The following is a 13,975-nucleotide window of genomic DNA, read 5'->3' as shown; positions in this document are numbered from 1 at the left end:
TGGCCAGGTTGACCGGGTCCGAGGTGAGATATCCGTACCGGGTCTGGCACAATGGGTCGCTGGTATCCGGCACGCGTTCGGCGCCCTCTAACCCGGGCGTGTTGCCAGTCCACCGAGTTGTCTCCGGCCCAAACCCCACTGTGCCGGTTGGCGCTCACCCGCCCACCGCCCTTCCGGGCTGGTGAGAATCGCAACAGGAGCGAACAGACTGTGGCCGTAAAGATCCGGCTCCTGCGGATGGGTAAGATCCGCAACCCGCAATACCGCATCGTCGTCGCCGACTCGCGTACCAAGCGGGACGGTCGCGCCATCGAGTTCGTCGGCATCTACCAGCCGAAGGAACACCCGTCGATCATCCAGGTCAAGTCGGAGCGGGTCCAGTACTGGCTGTCCGTCGGCGCGCAGCCGAGCGAGGCTGTCCAGCGTCTGCTGGAGAAGACCGGCGACTGGCAGCAGTTCAAGGGCCTCCCGGCGCCCCCGCCGCTGCTGATGAAGGACGCCCCGGCCGACCGGCTCGCGATCTACGAGGCCGAGTCCAAGGCCGCCGCCGGCGTTGCCGACGCGCCGGCTGCCAAGCCGGCCAAGAAGGCCGCCAAGGCCGCTCCGGCCGAGGCTGCGCCCGCCGCCGAGGCCGCTCCGGCCGCGGAGCCGGCGAAGACCGAGGAGCAGACTGGTGCCGCCTCCGGCGAGCAGGCCTGACGTGGCTATCCGGCCGGCACTGGAGCACCTGGTCAAGGGCATTGTCGACCACCCGGACGACGTTCGCGTCCGGCTGGTCGACTCGCGCCGGGGCAAGCGGCTTGAGGTACGGGTGCACCCCGAGGACCTCGGCACTGTGATCGGCCGGTCCGGGCGTACCGCCAAGGCGCTGCGCCAGGTCATCGGCTCGATCGGTGGCCGTGGGGTCCGGGTCGACATCGTCGACTCGTACTGATGCTCCTGATCGTTGGCCGGATCGGGCGGCCGCACGGTGTCCACGGTGAGGTCACCGTGGAGGTGCGGACCGACGAACCCGAGGCACGGTTCGCTGTCGGGTCGGTGTTTCGCGCCGACCCGACGGCACCTGCCAACGCACCCGTCCCCGTCGGCCCGGCACCGGTGACCGACCAGGGCGAGCCGGTACGGGTGCCGGAGTCGCTGACCGTCGAGACGGTCCGCTGGCACCAGGGCCGTCCCCTGGTCCTCTTCGAGGGCTTCTACGACCGGGATCTCGCCGAGGTGCTGCGCGGCACCCTGCTCTGGGTGGACAGCGCCGACGTGCCCCCGCCGAGCGACCCGGACGAGTTCAACGACCACCAGTTGGTCGGCCTCGCCGCGGTCAGCCCGACCGGTGAACCGCTCGGCGAGGTGACCCGGATCGACCACGCACCCGCCGCCGACCTGCTGGTACTCCGCCGACCCGAGGGCGGGGTCGCGCTGGTGCCGTTCGTCAAGGCGATCGTGCCCGAGGTGGACCTGGCCGCCGGCCGGGTAGTGGTCGACGCTCCCGCTGGCCTCTTCGACCTCTGACCGGTCGGTCTTCCGAGTTCCGACCGGTTGGTCCCCCGAGCTGAGTGTGAGTGGCATGCGCGTCGACGTGGTTTCCATCTTCCCCGAGTACTTCTCGCCCCTGGATCTCTCCCTGATCGGCAAGGCGCGGGCGGGTGGGGTGCTCGAACTGGGCGTACACGATCTGCGCACCTGGACGCACGACGTGCACCGGACCGTCGACGACACACCGTACGGCGGCGGTCCGGGCATGGTCATGCGGCCGGAGCCGTGGGGTGAGGCGCTCGACGCCCTGGTCCCGGCCGGTGACACGCCCCCGCCGCGACTGCTGGTGCCGAGCCCGGCCGGGGTGCCGTTCACCCAGGCGCTCGCCCACGAGCTGGCCGCCGAACCGCATCTGATCTTCGCCTGTGGCCGGTACGAGGGCATCGACCAACGGGTGCTGGCACACGCCGAGACCCGGATGCCGGTCACCGAGATCTCGCTCGGCGACTACGTGCTCTTCGGCGGCGAGGTGGCGGTGATCGTGATGCTGGAGGCGATCACCCGGTTGCTGCCCGGCGTCCTCGGCAACGCGAACTCCCTGGACGAGGAGTCGCACGCGCACGGGCTGCTGGAGGCGCCGGTCTACACCAAGCCGCCGAGCTGGCGGGAGCAGGACGTACCGGAGATTCTGCGCTCCGGTGACCACGGCCGGATCGCCCGCTGGCGGCGCGACGAGGCCCTGCTCCGTACGGCCGACCGCCGACCGGACCTGCTGGCCGTACTGCCGCCCGAGCAACTGGACAAACGTGACGTGGCCACCCTGCGCGGAGCCGGATTTCAGGTGCCGCCCGCCGATATGGCAAAGTAGGGGGGTTGCCGTGGTCACCCGCGCCGCGGGCGGCTACGAGGATCTCCGGTTCGTGCGGGGATCAGTATCACCCAATCCGCGCGCCGACCCCGGTGCGCCGTGAGCCTTACGAGGATGCAGCGATGAACACCCTGGACGCCCTTGACGCCCAGTCGCAGCGGACCGACACCCCAGCCTTCCGCGCCGGTGACACCGTCAAGGTGCACGCCCGAGTCATCGAGGGCAACCGTTCCCGCGTCCAGATCTTCCAGGGCGTGGTCATCCGTCGCCAGGGCGGTGGCCTGCAGGAGACCTTCTCCGTCCGCAAGGTCAGCTTCGGTGTCGGCGTGGAGCGGACCTACCCGATCAACAGCCCGGCGCTCGACCGGATCGAGGTCGTGACCCGCGGTGACGTCCGCCGGGCCAAGCTCTACTACCTCCGTGAGCTTCGCGGCAAGAAGGCGAAGATCAAGGAGAAGCGCGAGAAGCAGTCCAGCTGACCCGGTCCGGCATCGCCCCCGGTCGTGGGGGCGTGCCGTCCTGGCCGGCGGGGACTACGCTGGCCGGCACGGGCAGAAGCGCAACGTCCGACCGCGACGGTTGTCGTGGGTCGGGACGCGTCCGCACTACCGCCCGGGGCCGACTTCGGCTCGACCGGGCGGTAGTGCTGTATCTCGGGACCGGGGAGTTGCGTGGTACGTAGCGTGGATGAACAGGACGACGTCGAGCCCTGGCGCCGACGGGTCCGCCGTGCCCGCAAGCAGATGCCGCTCTGGCAGGAATTGCCGCTGCTCCTCGTGGTCGCCTTCTGCCTTGCCGTACTGATCCGCAGTTTCCTGCTCCAGGCGTTCTTCATCCCCTCCGGGTCCATGGAGGACACCCTGCTGATCGGCGATCGGGTGCTGGTCAACAAGGTCGTCTACGACATGCGTGACCCGGTCCGGGGCGAGGTTGTCGTGTTCCGGGGGACCGACCGCTGGGCGCCACAGCAGAGCGACGAACCCGAGCCGGGTTTTGTCGGCAAGCTGGGACGGACCGTCGGCGACCTGGTCGGGGTGAGCCGCCCCGGTGAGAAGGACTTCATCAAGCGGGTGGTCGGGGTTCCCGGCGACCGGGTGAAGTGCTGTGACGAGCAGGGCCGGGTGACCGTCAACGACGTCCCGCTCGACGAGACCTACGTGTTGCAGGACTCGCCCCTGGACATCCCGCCCGACCCCCGGGAGTGCCGCTCCCGACGGTTCGACGAGGTGGTGGTCCCGGCGGGCCAGCTCTTCGTGATGGGTGACCACCGGCTCGTCTCCCAGGACGCCCGGTGCCAGGGCCCGGTGCCGATCGACAACGTGATCGGCCGGGCCTTCGTGGTCGTCTGGCCGTACGCCCGCTGGGACTCGCTGTCGGTGCCGGAGACCTTCGAGAAGCTGCCGGAGGTCGTCGCCGCGCCGGCCGGAACGCGTACCCCGGTCACATCGGACGGCGGTGCCGGACTTGCGGTCGTGCTGCCGATTCTGGGGCCGTTGTTCATTTCCGCGAGTTCCCGGCGTTGGCTCCCAGCTCGGCATCGTAGGCTCCACCCGTGATTGACGAGCAGACCGACAAGCCGAAGCCGCGTAATTCCTTCTGGCGGGAACTTCCGATCCTGCTGGGCGTGGCCGTGCTGGTCGCGGTCCTGGTCCGGGCATTCGTGCTGCAGACCTTCTACATCCCCTCACCGTCGATGCAGCACACCCTGGACATCAACGACCGGGTGCTCGTCAACAAGCTGGTCTACGACTTCCGCGAGCCGCACCGGGGCGAGGTCCTGGTCTTCCGGGCGCCGTTCGAGTGGAGCAACAACCCCGACGGCGAGGACTTCATCAAGCGGGTCATCGGCGTCGGCGGCGACCACATCGTCTGCTGCGACCCGCAGGACCGGCTGATGATCAACGGGCACTCGCTGGACGAGCCGTACATCTTCACCGAGAACGGGGTCCGGGACCCGGCCGCCGACGAGGAGTTCGACATCACCGTGCCGAAGGGGCGGCTCTGGGTGATGGGCGACCACCGGTCGGCCTCCGGCGACTCGCTGGAGCACTGGGAGCAGTCCAAGGCCGGCAACCCCGACGGGGACATCAACCTGGCCACCATCCCCGTGGACTCCGTGGTCGGGCGGGCCTTTACCGTCTTCTGGCCGCTGGACCGGGCCAAGTGGCTGTCGGTGCCGGACTCGTACGACGGGGTCCCCAATTCGTAACACCCGACCGTGCGGTCCCCGATCCGTCGTCTTCCGCCCCGGCCGCCCGTATTCGGGCGGACCGGGCGCGTCTAGGCTGAGCCGGTGACCGTCTTCACCCCTCGCCGGGCAGCCAGGGTGCTGCTGCTCGACGGCGCCGACCGGGTGCTGCTGTTCCGGGGCTGGGATCCGGCGCGGCCGGACCACCGTTACTGGTTCACCCCCGGTGGCGGTCTGGACCCCGGTGAGTCCCCGGCCGACGGCGCGGTCCGCGAGCTGGCCGAGGAGACCGGGTTGCGGCTGAGCGTGGACCAGGTCGGCGAGCCGGTCTGGCAGGAGGTCACCGAGTTCCCGTTCGGCGGCCGGTGGTACCGCCAGGAACAGGAGTTCTTCCTGGTCCGGGTGCCGGCCGAGCTGGCCTTCGAGGTGGACACGGCCGGTTTCGACCAGATCGAGCGGGACAGCATCGACGAACACCGGTGGTGGTCGGTGGCCGAGCTCGAGGCCACCGCCGACCGGTTCTATCCGACCGAGCTGCCCGCCCTGCTGGGCCGCCTGCTGGGCGGTGAGCGGTAGTGCTGACCCCGCCGCGCACCGTGGTCCGCCGCGAGGGCGGCCTGTACGCGCTGGAGCGCGCCCTGCAGCGGCGGGGCTTCCGTCACGTCGCCGGGGCGGACGAGGCCGGCAGGGGCGCCTGTGCGGGCCCGCTGGTGGCCGCCGCGGCTGTACTGCCCGAGGGGCGGCGCGGCGAGATCGACGAGCTGGCCGACTCGAAGCTGCTCACCCCGGCCGCCCGCGAACGCGTCTACCGGGCCGTGGTCGACCAGGCCCTGGCGTACGCCGTGGTGGTCATCCCGGCCGACGAGGTCGACGCGCGCGGGCTGCACGTCTGCAACCTGGCGGCGATGCGCCGGGCGCTGGCGTCGCTGTCCACCCGACCGGAGTACGTCCTCACCGACGGGTTCGGGGTGGACGGCCTCGGTGTGCCGGGGCTCGCCGTGTGGAAGGGTGACCAGGTCGCGGCCTGTGTCGCCGCCGCGAGCGTGCTGGCCAAGGTCACCCGGGACCGGATCATGGTGGAGCTGGACGGCCGGTATCCCGGATACGGGTTCGCCGAGCACAAGGGCTACATCACGCCGGAGCACACGGCCGCGCTGGAGCGTCACGGCCCGTGCGAGGAGCATCGCTTCTCGTACGTGAACGTGGCGTCGATCTCGGGTCGGGCCGGGCGCCCACCACGGTCCCGGCGCCCGGTGCGGGTGGGTGGGGATGAGTCGAGGAAGCGGACGACCCCGCCAGGGGGTACCGTCGGCGTGGCGTTGGGGGAGCAGCCTCGGCCGCCAGCGTCGGTGGGGGAAGATGTGGCCATGGAAGGCGGAGTGCGATGAGCGCGGAAGATCTCGAGAAGTACGAGACCGAGATGGAACTGCAGCTCTACCGGGAGTACCGCGATATCGTCCGCCAGTTCTCCTACGTGGTCGAGACCGAGCGCCGGTTCTATCTTGCCAATCAGGTCGACCTGCACGTGCGGAACTCGGACGGCGAGGTCTACTTCGAGGTGGAGATGCACGACGCGTGGGTCTGGGACATGTACCGACCTGCGCGCTTCGTGAAGAATGTCCGGGTCATGACGTTCAAGGACGTAAACGTCGAAGAGCTGGAAAAGCCGGAGATCTCCCTTCCAGCGGATTCCGGCTTCGGCAACTGAGCTGACTGAGCTGAGCACGGCAGCGAGCTGACGGCGGGGGCCGGTCGCAGGGCGGGCCGACCCCCGAACCGCTCACTCGTCGAGGACGACGACGACCTCGACCCGCTGCACCAGGTTGTTGGCGAACCCGCCCCGATTCCACGGCTGCTCCACCGGCTGCGTACGCCCCGAGGCGTCGGTAGCCCGAGCGCTCAGGGTGTACCGGCCGGGGGCGGCGTCCCAGTCGTACCGCCAGCGGACCCAGGCCCAGCGGGTGCTCCCCGTACCGGTGGCGGGCGCCTCCAGGGTGGCCGGGGACCAGGTGAGGCCGCCGTCGACGGTCACCTCGACGCTCGTCACCGGGGCGTGGCCGGACCAGGCCCGACCGGTCAGCGGGACCGTACCGGGGCGCAGCGCGCGGGACCGGGACATGAAGTCGGGGAAGCCGGGCGGCTGGACCAACGCCCTCGGCTCGATCCAGGACACCGGCACGCCCGGATCGTCGGCGTCCTGGTGTACCCGGTAGGCGACCGCGTTCTGGTACCCGTCGAACTCCCGGTCGAGCACTTCGATCCGGTGCAGCCACTTCACGTGTGCCATGCCGTACCACCCCGGCACGATCAGGCGCAGCGGGGAGCCGTGCTGCGGCAGCAGCGGGGCACCGTTCATCTCGTACGCCAGCAGCACGTCCTCGCGCAGAGCCTCGGGCACCGGGAGGGAGCGCTGGTAGTCCTGCTCCACCCCGCGCTCCACGCCGTGATCGGCGCCGGTGAAGAGTACGTCCACCGCGTCCGCCGCCAGCCCGGCCTCACGCAGCAGCGGTGCCAGCGGGGTGCCGGTCCACTCCGAGGTGCCGACCGCCTCGACCAGCCAGGGTTGGCTCACCGGGCGGGGCTCCAGCAGTGCGCGCCCGTTGCCGGCGCACTCCATCGTGACCCGGTGGGTCACCCGGGGGCGGCGCTTCAGTTCGGCCAGGTCGAGGATCAGGGGCTGGTCCACCAGACCGTCGATGGTGAGCGTGTGGGTCTCCGGACTGGTGTCCGGAATGTCATAGTGGGTGAGCAGGTAGTGCAGACCGACCGGTGTCACGTCGTACCGCAGCGCCTCCAGCGGGAGCCCGTGGTTGCGGGCGGCCAGTTGCAGTTCCTCGGCGCTGATCCCCTCGCCCGGCTCAGCCAGCCGTGGTGGGCCGCTCACCTCGTTCACCCTGGTCATCAGTAGGCCTTCCCGGTCCGGGGCCCGCGTTTGTGGGCGGGCGCACCGGACCAAGACTAGGTTCCGTCGGGTCTGACTCAGCAGGGGCGGTCATCCGTACGTGTCCCGGGTGCCGGGTCAGAGCATCCAGCGGTTGCGCTGGACAAAGGGCAGGCGGGCCCAGATCCGCCCGAGGCCCCAGGTGTGACCGGCGTACGCGGCGGCGAGGACAACCAGGACCACGGCGTAGATCAGGTGGTAGTCGGTGATCGGGTTGGTCGACCCCGACGGCTCACCGGCGCTGGTGAACCTGGCGAGGGGGAACTCGGCCAGCCACATCATCGCCATGATCAGCGCGCCGGAGCCGGCGGCCACCCGCAGACCGATCCCGGCGATCAGGGCGATGCCGACGGCCGCCATCCCGGCCATGAACAGCGTGTCGGCCCACCAGGTCCCGGCGATCGAGTGGGCGATCGACTGGATCGGCCCGACCTCGACGTTGGAGAGGAAGCCCTTGGTGGGCGAGCCACCGTTGATCCAGGCCCGCTCGGTGGGGGTCGAGTACGCCAGGCCGAAGGTCTTGTCCAGGAACGCCCACAGGAAGACGAACCCGGTGCTGATCCGGAGCACCGCCAAGGCGCGGGCGGCGGTGGTGGTGAGCATGTGGCCCGGCGAGAGGGCCTGTTCCAGGGCGTGCGCCGGGATCGCCGCCGAAGCCTTGCCGCCGCTGTTGATGGTGGTCATCGTTGCCTCCGCTGCTAGGAGCTCTTTTTGACACCCTCACCATCTCCCGCGCCGCCACCCCACCGCGCGGGCCGGAACACCCCACTGCGGCAGGACCAAAGTCCCGACCTTCGATCGACCCTCCACCGTGGTTGGTGACACATAGCAGATCAACCCGCTCGGCGGGCGTTTTCCACAGCCGGTCCGGTTGTCCACAGGTCCGGCCCGTACCCGTTGCGCCGGTCGGGGTCGCCGGGCACGCTGCCGGCCATGAGGACGTACCGTCGCCCCGCCCTGGCCCTGCTGGTGCTGTCGCTGGCAGCAACGCTGGTGACGGCCGTACCGCCGGTCCCGTCGGCGGCGGAAGGGGTGCCGGTCGGGTCGGCCTGGCGGTGGCCGCTGGCCGGCGTACCCCGGGTGGTCCGGCGGTTCGACCCGCCGCCGCTGCCGTGGCAGTCCGGGCATCGTGGGGTGGACCTCGAGGGAAACGCGGGCTCGCCGGTCCGCGCGGCCGGTGCCGGCGTGGTGCTCTTCGCCGGACGGGTCGCCGGCACGCCACTGGTGAGCATCACCCACGCCGACGGCCTGCGGACCACCTACCAACCGGTCGAGCCGTCGGTGCAGACCGGTGACCGGCTCGCCGCCTCGGATCCGCTCGGCACCCTGCTTCCCGGCCACCCCGGCTGTCCCGCACCGGCCTGCCTGCACTGGGGCCTGCGCCGGGGCGAGCAGTACCTCGACCCGCTCGCCCTGCTCGGCCTGGCCCGGGTCCGGCTGCTGCCGGTGCTCGACCGCCGCCCGAGGGCCGGACCGAGGGCTCGCCGGCTCAGCGCGCGGCGGCGAGCAGACCGGGCAGGGCCTCGGCGAGACGGTCGTACTCCTCGGCCCGGTTGTAGACCTGGGCGCTGAGCCGCAACCACCCCCGACCGTTCCACGGAGCGAGGAAAACATCGGTGGCGAGGGTGTCCGCGACCAGCTGCCGCAGGGCGATCGCATCGGGCAGGGTGGCGCCGACACCGTCCGGCAACGGAACCAGACGCATGGACATCGTCGGTCCGCCGGGGTCCGGCAGGACGGCCGGTCCCAGACCGAGCGCCGCACCCACAACCCGCTGCCCGTACGCGGCCAGCCCGGCGTTGTACGCCCTGACCCGGTCCACACCGAGGCTCCGCAGGGCGAACACACCCACCGGGGCGGCCAACCAGGCGGAGTAGTCCAGCGTCGCCTGGTACTCGACGTTGAGCGGGAACCCGTTCTCCTGCTCCCAGGAGACGACCAGCGGTTCGATCCGTGCCCGCCACCGTGGGGACACCACCAACGCGGCGGTGCCGCGTGGGGCGTACGCCCACTTGTGCAGGTTGCCGACCCAGAAGTCGGCCCCGATCCGGTCCACCTCCACCGGGAGCATGCCGGGCACGTGCGCGGCGTCGACCAGCACCGGGATGCCGAGTTCGCGGGCCACCGAGACGATCGCGGCGACCGGGAAGAGACGGGCGGTGGGCGAGGTGATCTGGTCCACGATCAGCAGCTTGGTCCGCCCCGGCCGCAGACCCGACCGGATGATCTCGACGAGTTCCTCGTCCGTCGCGGCCAGCGGCACGGTCAGGGTTCGGGCCACCGCGCCCGTACGCCGGCACTCCCGCTCGACCGACCAGGCGACCGCGCCGTACCCGTGGTCGGTGCTGACCACCTCGTCACCCGGCTCCAGACCCAGCGACTGCAACACCACCGCGACCCCGGTGGTGGCGTTGCCGACCAGTGCCGTGCCCTCCGGGTAGGCGCCGAGGAAGGTGGCCAGGTACCGGCGGGCGTGGGCGATCCTGTCGGTCAGCCCACGGGTGTAGAACCGCTGCGGGTTCGACTCGGTCTCGTCGCGCAACCGCTGCTGGGCGCGCTGGACCACGATCGGCACGGTGCCGAAGGAGCCATGGTTGAGGTGGGTGATCGCGGGGTCGAGCGAGAAGAGCAGGCGGGCCCCGGGAATCGGTTCGGGCGGCAGTGACGCTGCGTCGCTCACGTGATCATCCTAGTCTTCGCCCCAGTGGTCGCCACCAATACAGAGAATGCGTGGTTATCCGCGCGCCGATAGCGACTCATTCTCTGTATCAGTGGCTGAGCTTGCGTGCGGGGTCAGGCGCGGGGGTGGGCTTGGCGGTAGGCGGCGCGGAGGCGTTCGGCGGAGACGTGGGTGTAGATCTGGGTGCTGGACAGGGAGGCGTGTCCCAGCATCTCCTGTACGGCACGCAGGTCGGCGCCGCCTTCGAGCAGGTGGGTGGCGGCGGAGTGGCGCAGCCCGTGCGGGCTGGTACGGGGCAGCCCGGCCGCCGTCGCGTAGTTGGCGACCAGCCGACGGGCGATTGTCGGCAGGAGCCGCGCGCCCCGTTGCCCGAGCAGCAGGGCGTCCCCGCTCTCCGGCCCGGCCAGCGCCGGACGCCCCAGCCGGAGCCAGCCGTCGAGCGCCTGCTGCGCCGGTACGCCGTACGGGACCGAACGTTCCTTGTTGCCCTTGCCGAGCACCCGTACGACCCGTCGGGCGTGGTCGACGTCGCCGAGGTCCAGCCCGCACAGTTCGCTGACGCGTACCCCGGTGCCGTAGAGCAGTTCGAGCACGGCCCGGTCCCGCAGCAGCACCGGGGACGCCTCGTCACCGGGGGCCAGGACGAGCGTGGTCGCCTGGTCGGCCCGGAGCACGCTCGGCAGCTCCCGGTGCGCCTTCGGGCTGGCCAGCGCCGCACCGACATCGGTGGCGATCCTGCCGGTACGGTGCGCCCACCCGCTGAACGTACGCGCCGACGCGGCCCGCCGCGCCAGTGTCGTACGGGCGGCACCGAGGGTACGGACCTTCGCCAGCCAACTCCGCAGGGCGGCGAGATCCAGGTCGGCGGGGGTACCGCCGCCGAGCCGGACGGCGTGGTCGAGTAGCGAGACGATGTCCGCCACGTAGGCCCGGACGGTGTGGGTGGACCGGTTCTCCACCTTGGACAGGTGCCGGGCGAAGTCGTCCACCGCGTCACGCATCGGCCGCGGCAGACGCTCGTGCGTCGCTCGGGTACTGCGGGTCTCACGGCTCATCACCCGTGACCGTCGGCCGTACGCCCACCGGAGTCAAGCCGGCTCGCCGGGAACCTTCGGGATGGGGTGGGCCGGACCAGAGTTCCTCCGGTCCGGCCCACCGGGAAGCGGATCCGTCAGGCGGTCGGGTTCTGGGCCTGTTCCTTGGCGCCCTGGACCCGGCTGATCAGGTCGTGCACCGGCTTGGTGCCGCTGCCGACCATGACACCGGTGACGATCGCGTCGACCCAGACCGGCAGCCCGTTCCACTCCGGGCCGGCGACCGCGTGCAGGACGTAGAAACCGCCGGCGCTGGAGGCCACCGTGGCCAGCGCGGTCGCGATGCCCCAGGCGACGATGGTCCGGTTGCCCCTGGCCCGTTCGACCCGCGCCTTCGCCTGTGCCACCGCGACCAGGTCGGCGTGGGTCGGGTTGCTGGTCCGGTTCGCCAGCGCCACGATCGTCTGTTCGAGCGCGGCCTCGGTACGCCGACCCGGGAACCACCGGGAGAACGGCTCCAGCACCCGCTCGACGGCGGCGGCGAAGACGAGCAACGTACCGAAGACCGCGGTGGTGTCCGGGGGTTGGATGATGGCGGCGGCCCCGCCGCTGGACCAGATCTGCCACGCGCCGTAACCACCGGCACCGATGGTCGCGAACGCCGCGAGTACGGCACCGAACCCGGCCTGCTGGGACGTGGCCGAGGCGGCCTCCGCTGCGGGCGCCTCGCCGTTGCCGCCGGCCGGCTGACCCGGATCAGGGGTGCCGGTGGCGGCCGATGCGTCGCCGTTGGCCGGCGTGGACGTGGTGGTGTCGGCCTGGGCGGCGGCAACGCGTCCGACCGCCGTCACCACCAATTGCCCGGCGTTGTCCAGAACGGACGCGCGTCGTACCAGAGCCATGAAAAACCCTCCGTTTGGGCGACTTTGCGCTGAGCCGTGCGGAAGGCTACGCCCCATCGATGTCGCGGATGTCACGGGGAGTGGGAGCGCTGCCGCCCCGACCGGCATCCCGTCGGTCCACTTGCGACTCTGCGGCGGCGGCCGAGTAGCGGTCGGCGAGCGTACGCAGGTGGTCGCGGAGTTCGGGCGGGTCGAGCACGGTGAAGGGGACGTCGAGGTGGCCGAGGAATCCGGCGAGGTCGTGCAGGAGGTCGGAGCCGGTCTCCAGCAGGCAGTTCCGCTCGTCGACCACGGTCAGGAGTCCGGCCTCCGGGGGCATCCGTTCGGCGATGACCTCGGCGGGGACGTGCAGGCGTACCCGGGCCCGGTATTTCCAGGCCAGTGAGCGCAGGCCGCGCATGACGTGGTCGGCGGCCCCGCCTTCGGGGGGTTCCCGAGGGGTGAAGCGCGGCCCGTTCGGCAGCCTGGGGCTGATGCGGTCGGCGCGGAACGTACGCCAGTCCTGCCGGTCGGTGTCCCAGGCCACGAGGTACCAGCGGCGTCCGGTGTAGACGAGTCGGTGGGGTTCGGCCCGGCGGGTGCTGGTCTGGCCGTCTCGGTCTAGGTAGTCGAAGCGCAGCAGCTCGTGGTCGCGTACGGCACCGGCGATGACGGTGAGGGTGTCGACGTCCACCGTCGGCCCGCCACCCGCCGCGGATTCGGTGGCCGAGCGCAGCGCGTCGATCCGGTGACGCAGCCGGGTCGGGAGGGTCTGTTCGAGCTTGGTCAGGGCCCGCAGCGAGGGGTCCTCGATCCCGGCGACCGTGCCACCCGCGGCGGCGCGCAGCCCGACGGCAACCGCGATGGCCTCGTCGTCGTCCAGTAGCAGCGGCGGCAGTGCGGTGCCGGCACCGAGTTGGTAGCCGCCGGTGACGCCGGTCGAGGAGTGCACCTGGTAGCCGAGCTGGCGCAGCCGCTCGACGTCGTTGCGGACGGTCCGGGTGGTGACATCCAGCCGGGTCGCCAGATCCGCACCTGACCAGGTACGCCGGGTCTGCAACAGGGTCAGCAACCGCAGGAGCCGGACCGAGGTTTCCAACATTCCCGAAGTCTGTCAGGCATTGAGGAACGGGAGGTTCCGCAATGGCCGGTAGCGTCCGGTGTAGCGCCACGAAAACGCACTGACCAGCGAAAACGATCAACTCTGGAGGATTCGTCATGAGCGGCACCCCGATCCTGCGCGGCATGGCCACCGTCACCTACTTCGCCGACGACCTGGACGCGGCAACCCGGTGGTACGCCGAACTGCTCGGCATCGAGCCGTACTTCGAGTTCCCCGGTCCGGACGGCAAGCCCGGATACCGGGAGTTCCGGCTTGGCGACTACCAGCACGAGCTGGGCCTGATCGACGGCCGCTACCGGCCCGGTGGCGGGTCGACCGAGCCCGGCGGCGCGGTCCTGTTCTGGCACGTGGACGACGTGACGGTCGCCCTGGAGCGGCTGATCTCCATGGGGGCCAAGGAGTACGAGCCCCGCGTCGACCGCCCCTCGGGTTTCATCACCGCCTCGGTGGTCGACCCGTTCGGCAACGTCCTCGGCGTCATGTACAACCCGCACTACCTGGAGGTCCTGGCCGCCACCAAGGGCTGACCGGCGCTCGTTGACAGGCCCGACCCGAGCAGTAGCATAGATGGAAATCAATCGATGGTGACCTGTCGCCACTCCTCCGGGTGTTCCTCCCGGCCGCACCGTTGACCGATGCGGCCCCGCTCGACCCGAGCAGGCACCCCGGTTTCGCCGTCCGACACCGCCGCATGCCGGAGCGCCGTGTCCCCGTCGATTCACCCACCATCGCTCGGAGGACCAGCATGCGCCTACATCGCCCCCGATCCCGGCTGTGGTCAGCCGTG

General features: G+C 70.9%; 18 protein-coding genes. 12 read left to right on the top strand and 6 right to left on the bottom strand.

What is annotated here, in order from left to right:
- Window positions 1-210: 210 nt before the first annotated feature.
- The 10 genes from rpsP to OIE47_RS05555 all read left to right on the top strand — a co-directional run bounded on the left by rpsP (window position 211) and on the right by OIE47_RS05555 (window position 6,237).
- The gene (gene rpsP / locus OIE47_RS05600) at window positions 211-699 is read left to right on the top strand and encodes a 30S ribosomal protein S16 (protein WP_326560424.1); all 489 of its coding nucleotides are present in this window, start codon (window positions 211-213) and stop codon (window positions 697-699) included.
- Window positions 674-934, top strand: a complete 261-nt coding sequence (locus tag OIE47_RS05595; protein WP_326560423.1) for an RNA-binding protein — start codon at window positions 674-676, stop codon at window positions 932-934. Before rpsP ends, OIE47_RS05595 begins: the two co-directional genes overlap by 26 nt.
- Window positions 934-1,509, top strand: a complete 576-nt coding sequence (gene rimM, locus OIE47_RS05590; protein ID WP_326560422.1) for a ribosome maturation factor RimM — start codon at window positions 934-936, stop codon at window positions 1,507-1,509. Before OIE47_RS05595 ends, rimM begins: the two co-directional genes overlap by 1 nt.
- A gap of 55 nt (window positions 1,510-1,564) precedes the next feature.
- Window positions 1,565-2,341: a tRNA (guanosine(37)-N1)-methyltransferase TrmD gene (trmD, locus tag OIE47_RS05585; protein WP_326560421.1), complete on the top strand. Its 777-nt coding sequence runs from the start codon at window positions 1,565-1,567 to the stop codon at window positions 2,339-2,341.
- 122 nt (window positions 2,342-2,463) lie between these two features.
- Complete coding sequence (gene rplS / locus OIE47_RS05580) at window positions 2,464-2,820, top strand: 50S ribosomal protein L19 (protein ID WP_326560420.1); 357 nt, start codon at window positions 2,464-2,466, stop codon at window positions 2,818-2,820.
- A 264-nt stretch (window positions 2,821-3,084) separates the two neighbouring features.
- Window positions 3,085-3,897 (top strand): signal peptidase I, encoded by an 813-nt coding sequence (gene lepB / locus OIE47_RS05575; RefSeq protein ID WP_442792134.1) that lies wholly within the window; start codon window positions 3,085-3,087, stop codon window positions 3,895-3,897.
- The gene (gene lepB / locus OIE47_RS05570) at window positions 3,894-4,550 is read left to right on the top strand and encodes a signal peptidase I (RefSeq protein ID WP_326560418.1); all 657 of its coding nucleotides are present in this window, start codon (window positions 3,894-3,896) and stop codon (window positions 4,548-4,550) included. The genes lepB (OIE47_RS05575) and lepB (OIE47_RS05570) overlap by 4 nt, the downstream gene beginning before the upstream one ends.
- An 84-nt stretch (window positions 4,551-4,634) precedes the next feature.
- Window positions 4,635-5,105 (top strand): NUDIX hydrolase, encoded by a 471-nt coding sequence (locus OIE47_RS05565; protein WP_326560417.1) that lies wholly within the window; start codon window positions 4,635-4,637, stop codon window positions 5,103-5,105.
- Window positions 5,105-5,917, top strand: a complete 813-nt coding sequence (locus OIE47_RS05560) for a ribonuclease HII (RefSeq protein ID WP_326560416.1) — start codon at window positions 5,105-5,107, stop codon at window positions 5,915-5,917. The genes OIE47_RS05565 and OIE47_RS05560 overlap by 1 nt, the downstream gene beginning before the upstream one ends.
- Window positions 5,914-6,237, top strand: a complete 324-nt coding sequence (locus OIE47_RS05555) for a DUF2469 domain-containing protein (protein WP_121158970.1) — start codon at window positions 5,914-5,916, stop codon at window positions 6,235-6,237. The genes OIE47_RS05560 and OIE47_RS05555 overlap by 4 nt, the downstream gene beginning before the upstream one ends.
- Before the next feature lie 72 nt (window positions 6,238-6,309).
- Here the strand turns inward: OIE47_RS05555 and OIE47_RS05550 are convergent, their stop codons facing one another.
- Both OIE47_RS05550 and OIE47_RS05545 read right to left on the bottom strand, forming a co-directional pair.
- Window positions 6,310-7,431 carry a sulfite oxidase gene (locus OIE47_RS05550; protein WP_326560415.1) on the bottom strand — a complete coding sequence of 374 codons (1,122 nt, stop codon included), beginning with the start codon at window positions 7,429-7,431 and terminating at the stop codon, window positions 6,310-6,312.
- A gap of 117 nt (window positions 7,432-7,548) precedes the next feature.
- Complete coding sequence (locus tag OIE47_RS05545; RefSeq protein WP_326560414.1) at window positions 7,549-8,154, bottom strand: hypothetical protein; 606 nt, start codon at window positions 8,152-8,154, stop codon at window positions 7,549-7,551.
- A 249-nt stretch (window positions 8,155-8,403) separates the two neighbouring features.
- On the opposite strand from OIE47_RS05545, the gene OIE47_RS05540 reads away from it, so the two are divergent.
- Window positions 8,404-9,042: a murein hydrolase activator EnvC family protein gene (locus OIE47_RS05540; protein WP_326560413.1), complete on the top strand. Its 639-nt coding sequence runs from the start codon at window positions 8,404-8,406 to the stop codon at window positions 9,040-9,042.
- On the opposite strand, the gene OIE47_RS05535 is transcribed toward OIE47_RS05540, so the two are convergent.
- The 4 genes from OIE47_RS05535 to OIE47_RS05520 all read right to left on the bottom strand — a co-directional run bounded on the left by OIE47_RS05535 (window position 8,960) and on the right by OIE47_RS05520 (window position 13,167).
- Window positions 8,960-10,150 carry an aminotransferase class V-fold PLP-dependent enzyme gene (locus tag OIE47_RS05535; protein WP_326560412.1) on the bottom strand — a complete coding sequence of 397 codons (1,191 nt, stop codon included), beginning with the start codon at window positions 10,148-10,150 and terminating at the stop codon, window positions 8,960-8,962. The two genes, OIE47_RS05540 and OIE47_RS05535, sit on opposite strands and share 83 nt — an antisense overlap.
- 113 nt (window positions 10,151-10,263) lie before the next feature.
- Complete coding sequence (locus OIE47_RS05530) at window positions 10,264-11,205, bottom strand: tyrosine recombinase XerC (RefSeq protein ID WP_326560411.1); 942 nt, start codon at window positions 11,203-11,205, stop codon at window positions 10,264-10,266.
- A 116-nt stretch (window positions 11,206-11,321) separates the two neighbouring features.
- Window positions 11,322-12,086: a hypothetical protein gene (locus OIE47_RS05525; RefSeq protein ID WP_326560410.1), complete on the bottom strand. Its 765-nt coding sequence runs from the start codon at window positions 12,084-12,086 to the stop codon at window positions 11,322-11,324.
- Between the two features lie 46 nt (window positions 12,087-12,132).
- Entirely contained in the window at window positions 12,133-13,167 is a 1,035-nt protein-coding gene (locus tag OIE47_RS05520) for a helix-turn-helix transcriptional regulator (protein ID WP_326560409.1), read from the bottom strand.
- Window positions 13,168-13,283: 116 nt separating this feature from the next.
- Between OIE47_RS05520 and OIE47_RS05515 the strand changes: the two genes are divergently transcribed.
- A complete protein-coding gene (locus OIE47_RS05515) occupies window positions 13,284-13,715 on the top strand; it encodes a VOC family protein (protein WP_326560408.1) in 432 nt (143 codons plus the stop codon).
- The last annotated feature ends 260 nt before the right edge of the window (window positions 13,716-13,975 follow it).

Source organism: Micromonospora sp. NBC_01796 (assembly GCF_035917455.1).
GTDB lineage: Bacteria > Actinomycetota > Actinomycetes > Mycobacteriales > Micromonosporaceae > Micromonospora_G.
Note: the sequence above shows the minus strand (reverse complement) of the source record. Positions and strands in the feature narration are given on the sequence as shown.

Coding starts and splice junctions, on each gene's coding strand:
- rimM (WP_326560422.1), top strand. CDS start 934: ATGCTCCTGATCGTTGGCCGGATCGGGCGGCCGCACGGTGTCCACGGT.
- trmD (WP_326560421.1), top strand. CDS start 1,565: ATGCGCGTCGACGTGGTTTCCATCTTCCCCGAGTACTTCTCGCCCCTG.
- rplS (WP_326560420.1), top strand. CDS start 2,464: ATGAACACCCTGGACGCCCTTGACGCCCAGTCGCAGCGGACCGACACC.
- lepB (WP_442792134.1), top strand. CDS start 3,085: ATGCCGCTCTGGCAGGAATTGCCGCTGCTCCTCGTGGTCGCCTTCTGC.
- OIE47_RS05555 (WP_121158970.1), top strand. CDS start 5,914: ATGAGCGCGGAAGATCTCGAGAAGTACGAGACCGAGATGGAACTGCAG.
- OIE47_RS05550 (WP_326560415.1), bottom strand. CDS start 7,431: ATGACCAGGGTGAACGAGGTGAGCGGCCCACCACGGCTGGCTGAGCCG.
- OIE47_RS05545 (WP_326560414.1), bottom strand. CDS start 8,154: ATGACCACCATCAACAGCGGCGGCAAGGCTTCGGCGGCGATCCCGGCG.
- OIE47_RS05540 (WP_326560413.1), top strand. CDS start 8,404: ATGAGGACGTACCGTCGCCCCGCCCTGGCCCTGCTGGTGCTGTCGCTG.
- OIE47_RS05530 (WP_326560411.1), bottom strand. CDS start 11,205: ATGAGCCGTGAGACCCGCAGTACCCGAGCGACGCACGAGCGTCTGCCG.
- OIE47_RS05525 (WP_326560410.1), bottom strand. CDS start 12,086: ATGGCTCTGGTACGACGCGCGTCCGTTCTGGACAACGCCGGGCAATTG.
- OIE47_RS05520 (WP_326560409.1), bottom strand. CDS start 13,167: ATGTTGGAAACCTCGGTCCGGCTCCTGCGGTTGCTGACCCTGTTGCAG.
- OIE47_RS05515 (WP_326560408.1), top strand. CDS start 13,284: ATGAGCGGCACCCCGATCCTGCGCGGCATGGCCACCGTCACCTACTTC.